General features: G+C 46.7%; 9 protein-coding genes. 8 read left to right on the top strand and 1 reads right to left on the bottom strand.

Going from position 1 to position 13,056, the window contains the following annotated elements; genetic code table 11:
* The first annotated feature begins 230 nt into the window (after positions 1-230).
* Together MKY42_RS24755 and MKY42_RS24750 are read left to right on the top strand one after the other, a co-directional pair.
* Positions 231-704, top strand: a complete 474-nt coding sequence (locus MKY42_RS24755) for a hypothetical protein (protein ID WP_090903799.1) — start codon at positions 231-233, stop codon at positions 702-704.
* Between the two features lie 712 nt (positions 705-1,416).
* On the top strand, positions 1,417-3,237 hold the full coding sequence (locus MKY42_RS24750) for a S8 family serine peptidase (RefSeq protein WP_339845460.1): 1,821 nt from the start codon (positions 1,417-1,419) through the stop codon (positions 3,235-3,237).
* 91 nt (positions 3,238-3,328) lie between these two features.
* Here the strand turns inward: MKY42_RS24750 and MKY42_RS24745 are convergent, their stop codons facing one another.
* Positions 3,329-3,703, bottom strand: a complete 375-nt coding sequence (locus tag MKY42_RS24745) for an iron-sulfur cluster biosynthesis family protein (protein WP_244192784.1) — start codon at positions 3,701-3,703, stop codon at positions 3,329-3,331.
* A gap of 247 nt (positions 3,704-3,950) precedes the next feature.
* Here MKY42_RS24745 and MKY42_RS24740 point away from each other — a divergent pair, with 247 nt between their 5' ends.
* From MKY42_RS24740 to MKY42_RS24715, 6 genes are all read left to right on the top strand, one after another.
* On the top strand, positions 3,951-4,979 hold the full coding sequence (locus MKY42_RS24740) for a LacI family DNA-binding transcriptional regulator (protein WP_090903795.1): 1,029 nt from the start codon (positions 3,951-3,953) through the stop codon (positions 4,977-4,979).
* Positions 4,980-5,161: 182 nt separating this feature from the next.
* Entirely contained in the window at positions 5,162-6,421 is a 1,260-nt protein-coding gene (locus tag MKY42_RS24735; protein WP_090903794.1) for a sugar ABC transporter substrate-binding protein, read from the top strand.
* Between the two features lie 101 nt (positions 6,422-6,522).
* Positions 6,523-7,410: a sugar ABC transporter permease gene (locus tag MKY42_RS24730; protein ID WP_063565348.1), complete on the top strand. Its 888-nt coding sequence runs from the start codon at positions 6,523-6,525 to the stop codon at positions 7,408-7,410.
* Positions 7,403-8,248, top strand: coding sequence for a carbohydrate ABC transporter permease (locus MKY42_RS24725; RefSeq protein WP_072734634.1), 846 nt, complete (start codon positions 7,403-7,405; stop codon positions 8,246-8,248). The genes MKY42_RS24730 and MKY42_RS24725 overlap by 8 nt, the downstream gene beginning before the upstream one ends.
* 82 nt (positions 8,249-8,330) lie before the next feature.
* A complete protein-coding gene (locus tag MKY42_RS24720) occupies positions 8,331-9,869 on the top strand; it encodes a glycoside hydrolase (RefSeq protein ID WP_339845455.1) in 1,539 nt (512 codons plus the stop codon).
* 105 nt (positions 9,870-9,974) lie between these two features.
* Complete coding sequence (locus tag MKY42_RS24715) at positions 9,975-12,965, top strand: beta-galactosidase (RefSeq protein WP_339845452.1); 2,991 nt, start codon at positions 9,975-9,977, stop codon at positions 12,963-12,965.
* Positions 12,966-13,056: the final 91 nt, after the last annotated feature.

Genomic DNA, 13,056 nt, shown 5'->3' with positions numbered 1-13,056 from the left:
AATAAAAGCGTAACGATTTTGGTTCAGTTTGAACCAGAATACAACTCAACCTCCAAGCCTGTTTAGTTAAGGGCGAGGAGGTTTTATTTTTTTTATAAAATAGAGACCCAATGACATCAATTAGGAAAAATTATTATGGGAAAAGTGAGGTTAACAACGAAACATTTACTGTTATATCTACGTCTAAATAGGAAAGTATTGTAAATTTAGAGCGAAAAGGTGGGAACTTGATGCAAACACGAAGAAAAGTATTCATTGGCTTCATCGCTTGTCTCTTATTCATTCCTTCAGTAGCTTCAGCTCAAGAAGATCAACTGAGGGCACCCGTGGTCAAAGCGGTGAAAGTGAAAAAAAACTGCCCTTCAAATAAGGTGAAAAGTGAGAAACAAAAAGAAGATGGAGATAGAACCGTGAAAGACATAGTGATCCTTGAACCACTTCAAACGCTCATAGACGAATATAAACTGAATAAAACAGAAGAAAAGATTGAAGTGAGTATTATGCTTAGATATGATCTGAACATCTCCAAACAAAAATTTTTGAAAACGAAGTTCTCTGCGTTCAAGGACGCTGTCACTGACAGGGAGGGATTCGGAGGATACAGTTTTTTTGCCAAGTTGACGATCACCGAAATAGAGGAAGTGAGTAAATGGGATGCGATCTCTACCATTTCACTCCCATCAGACACGGTGTCCATCTATTAATTAGGTTGAGAAGCCCTTATTACGCTGATTCTAGGGGATTTGGCGGAGTTAAGGGCTTCTTTTATGATTTTTCAGAACTATAGGAGCGCAGCATATATCCAGTTCCTCTGACAGAGATAATAAATCGAGGTTTTCTTGGATGGTCCTCAATTTTTTTACGAACTCGGTTTATGTATACATAGAGCAGATGAAGATCTATATTTTCCTCTGAGAGCCACATGAACTTATAAATCGAAAGCAAGGGGACTGTTTCATCAAGGTTATAAGCGAGACGTTGGAGAAGACGGAGTTCTAGTCTGGAAAGGGAGAAAGGAAGACCGTTTTTCATGAGAATAGATTGATCGATATCAATATAACAGTGATTATCAAGGATTATGGGCTTGGTCGATAAAATATCCATTGTTCACCTCGTTATAATCTATAAACATTATTTTCCATAAGTGTATTATAGATGATAGAATTTAGATTGGAAAGACCTTGTTTGACGAATTTTAGGAAGGATATGTAGAATTGTTGATAACCTAAACAAATTGTGAGATTTAAAAGTAAAAATCTAATGTATGCTTGTTTTGTAAAAAATTAATTACACATCTAATCGAACGGAAATCATTACTGAACTCATTTACAAGAAAGGAGGGAACCCTGGTTTTCTAGTTTTTATTTCGAAATAGTACTTGAATTCCAAAATGTTTAGTAAGGAGGAGTCCAGTCCATGAATTCAAAGAAATTTGTTAAGCGTATTAGTCTTTGCATCTTATCCTGTCTTCTTGTTTTGCCTGCAACTGTTAGTGCGAATGGGGTTCAAATTACTCCAGATCATTTTCCCTTTATCAAATCTCTGCCCACTCCTGAAGTACAAGTCAATCTAATGGATTCTGAATCCGATCTGACGGAGACTAGTCTGTCTATCAACCTTAATAGGATGGAATATAACACCTTGGCAGTTCCTTCAAAAATTCTGGACAAATTGAAAGAAAGACTTCAGTCTAAAGCATTATATGCACAAGAAAAAATTGAAGTAAGTATCATGCTCAAATATGATGCAGTTGTAACGAAGGAAGAATTCATAGAAAGAGAATGGGAAATATTCAATGGTAATATCACAGATTTGAATGGTTTTGGTGGTTACAGTTTTTTTGCCGCATTAACAACAGACGAAATTGAACAACTGGTTCACTTAGAGGAAATAGCATCCCTTTCAACCCCGGACGATGTAGTTTCTGTATATGGTGAGCCGGATGAACATCAATCAGAGGTCTATTTGAATGGTGCGACCGAGATGACTGGAATCAAAAAGGGAAGAAGTGACTATGGCGTAACAGGTAATCGTGATGGAAAGGCGTCATATTCCAAAAATGATTCAGTTATTGCAGTAATTGATACGGGTATTGATGGTGGTCATATTGATTTGAGTGGAGGAAAAATTTTAGGCTGGAAGGACTTTGTGAATACATCCTCAACTACAGCTTATGATGATCTGGGTCACGGAACACACGTTGCCAGTATCGCAGCTGGAACGGGAGCAGGAGATCCCGGAGTAGAAACCGGAGTGGCCCCAGGAGCAGCTCTAGTAGGAATCAAGGTATGCTCTAGTAATACGAATTGTTCTACCCAGAACATACTGAATGCGATGGATTGGGTTATTGCTAATAAGGACACATATGGAATTGATATCATTAATATGAGTATAGGCAGTTCAGGCTCGGCTAATGCAAGTTTCTGCAATAAGGTGTCTAGTGCAGCAAATAATGGAATACTTACAGTAGTTGCTGCCGGGAATACATCAGGAGGATCTGACTATGGCTCACTTAATCTTTTTGCCAAATGTTCAGACGTGTTGTCCGTTGCAAATGTGGCTGACCCTTACGAAGGAGGCTGGTATCTAAATCCTTCCTCCAACCGGGGAACAGGATCGGTAGGTCCTACACTTGCAGCACCTGGAACTTCTATCCGTGCGGCTAAGGCGAACTCTACTAGCGAATATATTACCTACTCTGGAACTTCAATGGCGTCTCCTATGATTGCCGGATTAGCAGCACTTATGCTTCAAGCTAGTAATGGGAGTCTTAATTATGATTTTAAGATAGAAGATTATGGGATGTCAGGATATGATAAAGTATATGGCAATGGACTCATCCTAGGACATCAAACTATTAAAGCTGCTTCTGGTTCTTCAACAGGTTCCTTTGATAACTATCGTAATCATATTAGAGCACAGACCAATATAGCAGCGAGCAACATTAATTTATATAATATTAAGGTTAACAGCACAGACGCTTATTTCGCCAACACGTTGATTATTAATAATGAAAATGGTGCAGATTTGGATTTGTTTATATGGAAACCGGGAGTTGAGCCTATTCAGAATGGTCAACTAAGACTAGATTTGGCTATCCAAAGTAGTGCAGGAGATCTTCCTCAGGAAACGATCAGTTTTAAGCCAACTGCAACGGGTAACTACACCATAGGAGTCTTAGCTTACGATTCTGCTACCTATGCCTTGGATTGGGCGGGGCAAATATCAATTCCATGAAAGATATTATAATGAGAAATCCACAACAAAAGCCGGTCAACCCTTATGGGTTCCGGCTTTTGTCCTATGTGTAGTTTCAAGATCAGTGAGGTTATCGTACGAACCAACTGAGCGGCTGCGGCGAAGTGTCTGCGGTATCCCGAAGATCATGGACCTTGACATGATTGCCGTAGATCATGGAATCACTGCTCAATCGGTAGGAAGGGAAACTGTTCTCTGATTGCAGGCGAAGGCAAGGCTCGAAATAGATCTGCTGCTGTTTGTTGATAAGGAAAGGAAGCGAATCGGATTCAATCCGAATGTCATCACTGTCCGGCTCGTTAACGATCAGAAGCACAGCAGTACCATCACATCCGCATCCATCGGTGTCATAAAACAGCTTGAAATAGCCCGGCCGATCTCCCAGCATCGCGTTAAGTCTTGATTCTGCCAGCGGACTGACCTGAATGATCATAACGTCGTTCACACTCCTCTAATCACCTTAAGAATTCGCTTACAATCTAATATATGGAACAAAGGTGTGAAATAGAAGGGAAAGCAGGCTGAATCCGATGAAAATTATAACTTTGGTGGACCATCCGACCGAACGGTTCAATTACCTGAATATCATCGCGGAGACGCTGTGATGGTGCCTCGGAATGAAACCCATTTCATCCCGATTCCTTATCTGGTATGATAAGCAGGAATATTAGAGAAAAAGGATGGTTCCACATATGACACCGATTACCATATATGACATAGCCAAAGAAGCTAACGTATCCGTATCCACGGTCTCCCGAGTGCTGAATGATACGGCACCTGTGCGTGCAAGCACAAGAGAGAAGATCATGTCCATCATTGAAAAACACCAGTTCCAACCCAACGCGCAGGCGCGCAGTCTGATCAAGAAAGAGACGGGAACCATTGCGATCATCCTGCCAGACATTACAAATCCGTTCTTCCCGGAAGTGTTCTGGGGGGCTGAGAACGAGGCACGTGGATTGGGATATACGTTCTTCCTGTGCAATACGGCCGGGGATTACAGCCGGGAGTCCGAGTATTTGTCCATTTTGCGCGAGAAGCGGGTAGATGGCATTATTTTTCTCGGTGGACGAATCAACATGCAGGTCTGTCCGGATGATATGGCTCAGGAATTGATTGATATGGGCAAACGTATGCCAATCGTGCTGGTCAATGGCAACATTGCCAAAGGCGGATTCCATCGGGTGTACACGGATGAAGGAGCAGGAGCCGTTTTGGCTGCTGAACATTTGCTCGAACTGGGACATCGGGATATTGCTTTTGTGGGCGGTTTGAAGGAGTTGTCCACCACGATGGTTAAGGTCAAGGCCATTCAGAAAAAACTGCGTGAGCATGGACTCGAAATTCCGAAAGAGCGTCAACTGCTTGGCAGCTTCTCCATTGAAGACGGCAAACGGGAGATGTCTAAGCTGCTGGACCGTGGAAATCCTCCAACTGCGGTGATCTGTGTGAACGACTACACGGCGATTGGTGCGATTAAGGCGACCATTGAGCATGGCTTATCGATTCCGAAGGACATTTCCATTGTCGGTTTTGATGATACGCCGCTCGCCAGTGCCGTTATACCGGAACTGACGACTGTGTCCCAGAATACGTATCAGCTGGGTAAGCTGGCTGTGGACAAGCTGCATGAATTGATTAATCAAGGTAACCCGAAGAAACAGACCATTTTGCAACCAGAGCTTGTTATCCGCCAGAGTACTGGACCCGCACCAAGATAAATGGGGAATGTTTGAAAAAGAAAGCGTTGACATTCCTTCGGAGGGTGAAATATAATGAGGTCGTAAATGAAACCCCTTTCATAAACTGGAACGGGTTTTAATTTTAAACTTTATGAAACCCATTTCATGAAACGGGTTTCAGTTATCTGATCTTCCATTCATATTTCAAGGGGGCGCACGGTATGAGAAAAAGTTTAAAGGTCATTTCGTTAATGATGCTGGTCATGGTAATGGGTCTGACAGCCTGCAGCAAGGGTGACAGCGGTGCAGCTGGCGGCAAGGTTGATCTGAGCATGACGATCTGGGGCTCGGAGGACGAGAAGAAGATTTATCAGGAGAGACTCGACATTGTGAAGCAGACTTATCCTGATATTAATGTGAAACTGAACGTCGTTGCCGGAGACTATGACCAAAAGGTTCAGACGATGATCGCCGGAGGAACCGCACCGGACATCATGATGATTGCCGAGAACTATCAGGCGTACGCCTCCAAAAACCAAATTGTTCCGCTGGATGATATGATCCAGGCCAACAATGTGAACATGTCAGAGCGTTATTCTGACGACATCGCCAACCTGATGAAATTCGATGGTAAACAGTTCGGAATGCCTGACCGCGCAGGCGCAATGGTGCTCTTCTATAACAAGGATCTGTTCGACAAGGCTGGGGTGGAATATCCGACCAAGGAATGGACTCAGGAAGACCTGCTCGCTGCAGCTCAGAAGCTGACGGTGAAGGAGAACGGCAAAACGGTTCAATGGGGGTACTACCCAGGCAGCTGGTGGCCGCAATGGATGCAGTTGATCTACCAAAACGGTGGTTCCCTGTTCGATGAGAGCGGCAAACCTACTTTTAATACCGAGCCAGTACGTAAAGCATTGCAATTCATGAATGATTTGACCTTCACCCATGGTGTGGGACCAACACCAACCGAGATTGCCGACATGGGAAATATCGGTGCTGACCCATTGTTCGCCCAAGGCAAGATTGCCATGGAGACGACGGGATTCTGGAATATCGGTTCACTTGCCAAGGTGGAAGGTATCAATTGGGACATTTCTCCGATATGGGGAGAGACCAACGCGTTCTTCAATGGCTTCACAATTACGAACGCTTCCAAACATAAGGAAGAGGCATTCAAAATCATAGAAGCGCTGACTACACCAGAAGCACAATTACCGATGATCAAGGCTGGTCAGGATGCTCCGGCAACGAAGGCAGGTCTGTCCAGTGATGAGTTCCTGAATGCGGAATATGGCGGTAAGAAAATCAACATGGCTGCTTTCAGCGAGTCCACCATCTACGCCGAGCCGTTCAATCCGCAATGGAATGAAATGATGAAGCTCATTAACGACAAGCTGGGTGTCTACTTCAACAATAAAGCCTCACTGGATGATACCGTGACTGAAATTCAGAGCGGACTGGAAAGAATCTACAAATAGAGGTTGTTCACATGCATAAATAGCATCGACAGGGGACAGACGGAATTCGGCATGAATGAATCCGGGTTTCGTCTGCTCGCTTCGTTATGGGAGGGCTTAACGTGAGAAAAAAGGACGGGAAATGGTTTTATATCTTCATCTCGCCTTGGCTGATTGGATTCCTTGGACTTACCCTGGGTCCGATCCTGTTTTCCATCTACATGAGCTTCACCAATTGGGATCTGTTCCAGTCTCCTGAATTCATCGGTATAGACAATTACAAAAACCTGTTGACCGATGACCCGATCTTCTGGAAATCCGTAGGCAATACCTTCTTCTACGCATTAATATCGATTCCGCTGGGCATGTCCATCTCGCTCTGGATTGCGTATTACCTCAACAAAAAAATCAAAGGTATCACCTTCTTCCGCATCCTGTTCTATCTGCCATCTGTGGTTCCGGTAGTTGCAAGCTCACTGCTCTTTATCCATCTGCTAGCTCCAACGGAAGGCTTGATCAACCAGGCACTTGCCATCTTCGGCATTCAAGGTCCTGCCTGGCTGCTTGATCCGAACTGGGTTAAACCAGCCTTGATCCTCATGTCGCTATGGGGCGTCGGGGGTGGCGTGGTACTACTGCTGGCGGGTATGAAAGGTATTCCTCAGGAGCTGTACGAGGCCGCCGCCATTGATGGGGCGAAGAGCTCGCAATCGTTCTTCCACATTACATTTCCAATGCTGACTCCCGTCATCTTCTTCAATCTCGTCACCGGGATGATCGGGGCGCTCCAGACGTTCGCACAGGTATTCATCGTTACAGCGGGTGGACCGGATAATGCCAGCCAGATGGTTGTTCCTTACCTGTTCCAAAATGCGTTCCAGTTCTACAAAATGGGATATGCATCGGCCATTGCCTGGGTTCTGTTCATCATCATCATGGCGTTGACCCTGGTTGTGTTCCGTTCGTCGGCGCTATGGGTGCATTACGAGGAGGGAAAAGCAAATGAGTAATCCATCCACTGTGGAGAAAACGATATCTTACATTTTTCTGATTCTGGTCGGGGTGCTGCTTGCTTCCCCTTTCCTGTACATGATCTCCATCGCACTGGCGAGTGACGCTACAACCGTAAAATCAGCCTTTACCTTCATACCGCTCGAATTCCAATGGTCCAATTTCTACACGATCTTCACGAATAATAATCTGGGTACTTATCTGAAAAATTCAGTCATTATTACTGTCATTACCATTATCGGATCGGTGTTGTCAGCATCGGTCGTATCTTACGGCTTCGCTCGGATCAAGGCGAGAGGCAGTCGGTTCCTGTTCATTGTACTGCTTAGTACGATGATGATTCCGGGTGAGGTGACGATGGTGCCGCAGTTTATCATCTTCCGTCATCTGGACTGGATCAATACATTCTATCCACTGATTGTGCCAAGTTTTTTCGCTGGAGCCTTCAACGTATTTCTCATTCGGCAGTTCGTCATGAGCATTCCAAAGTCGCTTGATGAAGCTGCCATGATCGACGGCATGGGACATCCGGGAATCTACTGGAAGATCATTATGCCGCTCACCTATCCGATACTTGCCGCCATCGCCATTTTCTCGTTTTCCTATAACTGGGGGAACTTCATGGGGCCGCTCATTTACATCAATGATCCGGAGAAAATGCCACTGGCGCTCGGTGTACAGCTTCTGACCACGGTTGGTGGCGGACAGATGCCGCCATGGAACCTCGTTATGATTGCTTCTCTGTTCCTGACTATTCCGATGGTATTGGTATATCTGTTCGGACAGCGTTATGTCTATGAAGCGAATATCAGTGGTGGCAGCAGCGGGATCAAGTAACGGGAGGTGAACGCAGTGTTGAAGCCAGTTGTGAAAACCAAGAACCGTCTACATCGCACATCGGTAAAGGGCTGCATGAATTATGAATAACAACAAGGATCATTTCAACCATGACAACAATGACAACAATCATCACAAGCAGCGCAGGTGGCGCAGCCGGAGCTACATCCTGATGGGTGTGGCCCTGGCCGCGCTGCTCGTGGGAGGAGGAATTATCATCAATCATTTTGCCAATGAATCATCCAAAACACTTGCATTCCAAGGTGAGCCGGTACATCTGAAGCTGGAGCAATCCTATGATCATTTTGAAGGCTGGGGCACGTCGCTCGCGTGGTGGGCCAACGATCTTGGAGGGTGGAAGGATCAAGCAAAGGTCAGTGAAGTCATGGATCTGGTGTTTGATGCTCAGAAAGGACTAGGCCTGAACATTGTTCGCTACAATATTGGTGGTGAGGAGAACCCCGACATGAAGGCGCTTCGGCCCGGAGGAGATGTTCCCGGCTTCCAGCCTGAACCCGGCGTGTGGGACTGGGAGGCAGATGCAGGACAGCGAGCTGTATTACAGGGCTCTCTGGAACGTGGGGTCAACATTGCTGAAGCGTTCTCCAATTCACCCCCTTACTGGATGACGATCAGCGGCTCGGTCACGGGTGCTGTAGATGGCAGCAACAATCTGCGAGAGGATCATTACGACGCGTTTGCCGATTATCTGACCGAAGTAGTGAAGCATTATCGCGATGAGTGGGGCATTACGTTCCGTACACTTGACCCACTTAATGAACCTTCCTCTGATTGGTGGAAGAAAGGCAACATGCAGGAAGGCAGTCATTTTACCAATGAGAAACAGGCCGAGATTATCAAGAAGGTTGCGGCATCGCTCAAAAGTAAAGGGCTGGACGGTACGGTCATCAGTGCTGCGGACGATAATAGCATTGACGAGACGGTGCACAATTTCAGCCTCTATGATCAGGATACGCTCGATGTGATCGACCAGATTAACACCCACTCCTATAATGGTAGCAAAATGGAAGAGCTTCGCACGTTAGCCGAGCGATATGGCAAGAAACTGTGGATGTCCGAGTATGGGACAGGTGGCAGTGAACCGCATAATCATGAAGATATGACTTCCGTGCAGGAGCTCGCGGAGCGCATCATGTTCGATCTGAAAATCATGCAGCCTTCTGCCTGGGTGTATTGGCAGGCCGTTGAAGATGAAGGTGCCAACAATAACTGGGGCTTCATTCATGCCAATTTTAATGGAGAAGAGCAGTACGAGATGACCAAACAGTATTATGGCATGGCCCAGTTTACGAAGTTCATCCGTCCAGGCGCAACGATTATTCCAACAGATGATGGGCGAACACTGGCTGCCTATGATGCAGCTAATCAAAGACTGGTACTGGTTATTCGCAATGAGTTATCTGCCGGAACTACAGCATTTGAACTGGAGGCGTTTGACCACAGCAGTACTTTTACAGCACAGGTTTATCAGACGTCGCCGGATCGCAATATGGAGCAGCTTGAAGATGTTCCGGTGTATGCCAATGGATTGGAAGTATCGACTGCGGACAATTCCATCACCACCGTAGTATTGGAAGGTGTAACGTTGCAGGCGAACTGAGGGCCTGTTGAAATAGGAATCAAAAAAATCTGGGGATAACAGCGATTGGAAGGTTGTTCTGTCAACGCAGTGATGAACTCAAACACAGAGAAGGAGGGCTTATCTTTGACAGAGAAAACATCCCTTTTGCTTCAGGAGCAGGAGAAGAATACACAGACGAGGGCTGAGCACGGCGTTCGTTCTGAACTGACTTACGATCAGCGCAGCTTCATCATGAATGGAGAGCGAGTATTTCTGAACAGTGCCACCATTCATTATTTCCGTATGCCAAGGGAGGAATGGCGGGAGGTTCTAATGAAGGCAAAGCTGGCTGGCATGAATTGCATTGATACCTATTTTGCCTGGAACGTGCATGAGCCGGAGGAAGGGCAATGGTCGTTTGAAGGAGACAATGATTGTGGAGCCTTTCTGGACCTGTGTGCAGAGTTGGGCATGTATGTAATCACGAGGCCGGGTCCGTTTATTTGCGCAGAGTGGGATTTCGGCGGCTTTCCGTATTGGCTGGAGACGAAGCAGGGAATCAAGTTCCGACAAAATAATGAAGTCTATCTGCATTTTGTAGAGCTGTATTTTGACCGGATCATTCCAATCATTCGTGAGCGCCAGCTATCTGCCGGAGGCACTGTTATTCTTGTACAGGTCGAGAACGAATACGGGTATCTGATGGATGATGCAGCAGCAAGTGCCCATATGAACCATCTTCGGGACAGCCTGCTTCAGCGAGGGATCGACGTTCCGCTTATCACCTGTGTAGGTGGTGCGGAGGGCACGATTGAAGGGGCCAACTTCTGGTCAGGGGCTGACGGGCATTATGCGAAGCTTCGGGAGAAGCAGCCGGATACACCGAAGCTCGTTACGGAATTTTGGACGGGATGGTTTGAGAATTGGGGTGGCCCTTCTGCCATTCAGAAGACGGCGTCACTGTTTGAGAAACGTATGATGGAAATTCTTCGCACCGGTTATACCGGAATCAGTCATTACATGTTCTACGGCGGAACCAACTTTGGCGGATACGGTGGCAGAACCGTGGGCAGCAGCGATATTTTCATGATTACCTCCTACGATTATGATGCGCCGCTTAACGAGTACGGGCGGGCAACGGCCAAGTATGCTGTATCGAAGACGTTATCCTATTTTGTCCATGCATTTGGCGCATTGCTGATGGAGACGGAGGAAGTACCATCAGAGCAGATCAAGGTACGTCATCCACAAGGCATCTCTGTACGAGGCAGATCTAAAGGCAGCGAGAAGATATGGTTCTTGGAGAGTCACAAGGATGAGCGGGAGACGTTTCACGTCACGCTGGAGGAAGGCCGGACACTTCCCGTTGCCCTGAACCCGGGACAGATTATTCCGGTACTGGACAGGGTAGAGATTGCCGAGAATGTATACCTGACAGGTAGCGCGATGATTACGGGCAATGAAGTGGTAAATGGAGAATTGACCCTGTTCATTGTTGCGGAGTCGGGACAGCGTTCGGTTGTTGAACTGGAGACGAACGTCTTGAATGTACAAGGCAGCAGCATGCAAGTACGGGTTGAACGTGATCCGTTAAATGGAGCCTATCGCTTCGAACTGGTACATTTCCGTGAACCAGGCATCATTCATCTGGAGGCGAGTGGTGTCCCTATTCGGTTCGTGGTTCTGGACAAGGAAACGATGGATCGCACGTGGAGAATCGATGGAAAGGGAGGGCCGTATCAGCTGCGTTACGCAATCGGATTCGATGATCTAGATGTCTCTCTATCCGGGCAGGTCACCGGTATGATCTCTGATCCAAATCGGAATATTTTGCTTCTCGGCAGCTGGGCGGATGGTGAACGGTCGTTGACTGGACGTGAGTTCATATACGGAGAAGCAAACGATTCACAGGGCGGTATAGAGGATGAACATGTTCAGAAGTCATCCGCAGCAATTCAGCATGATCTGTTCACCACGCTGCCTATGCCACCGAAACTGTCGGATTCCCCAGAGTTGTCTCGTGTGACATTAACAGCGGAACAGCGTACTTCGAGTGGTCAACCAGAGCATTTTTCCCAGTACGGACAGGATTTCGGGTATCTGTTATACGAGTGCGATTTCGACCGTTCGGTGGATGGAATCACCACCCTTATTCTGCCGGATCTCCAGGACACGGCCAGAATATATGTCAATCGTGTGGAACAGGCATTGGTTCGTCAAGTTGGTGCAGCGGGTGTTCAGGTGCAGACGACGAAAGGAAAGAATACACTTCAGGTGCTGGTACAGCATATGGGCAGGCTGAATTTTTCTCCATATTTGGGTGAAAGCAAAGGTCTGACAGGATCTGTGTACATCGGTGGTTCCGCTCAGGACATACGCCGGAATTGGCATGCGGAGCATGGGGTGGTGCATCTCGATGAAGTGAATCATCTTGAGGAGGCCCCGCTTCTGAGCAGAAGCTTTACGCTGGATGGCATGAACCGTGCGATTCTCGTTGGAGCGGTGAGCCAGGGATTGCGCATGAATGGCATGGATGTGCCAATGGAAGGGTATCAGGACTGGTTTTCGTTCAACACGTTGGATCTTTCCCTTTACTTGCGGCCTGGAGAGATCAATACACTGGAGATGCCTTATAGCAGAACGCCGCTGAACCGGCTGGAACTGATCCTGTACCGGAGTGAAGATGAGCTGCAGGATTGGCGCATGGCAGGTACGGATGCTTTGCTTCCACGACAATGGGGATTATATGAGCCACCGAACAATTCAGGTCATCTCCATACCTATCGGCAGGATGCGGATTATAGTGGCAATTGGAATGCCATCTCTGTGGGAAATGATTCGTACGGTCAACCCGTCTGGTACCGGTGGCGCTTCTCCAAGTCAGCTGTGCTGGAACACTTCCGAGTGAACCTGATGCTTCGTCTTACCGGGATGAGCAAGGGAACACTTCATCTGAACGGGCACCATCTGGGCCGTTATTGGCAGATCGGTCCGCAAGAGGATTACAAAATTCCGGTATCCTGGCTGCAGGATGAGAATGAATTGCTGTTATTTGATGAGGAAGGCCGAACGCCAGAACGGGTGCATTTCTTGTATGATAACCTGTCCCAGTATCCATGGGTTGTGGTCGAATAGTTCGCCTTTAATTGTACCTGTATAATGGAAAATAGTTTGTTCTGATCAGTCGTGTCCTGTTCTAGCTCGTCGTATTTGTTCTCCTTGTGGA

The organism is Paenibacillus sp. FSL W7-1088, from assembly GCF_037969855.1.
Lineage (GTDB): Bacteria > Bacillota > Bacilli > Paenibacillales > Paenibacillaceae > Paenibacillus.
This window is presented reverse-complemented; position numbering and strand designations above follow the sequence as displayed.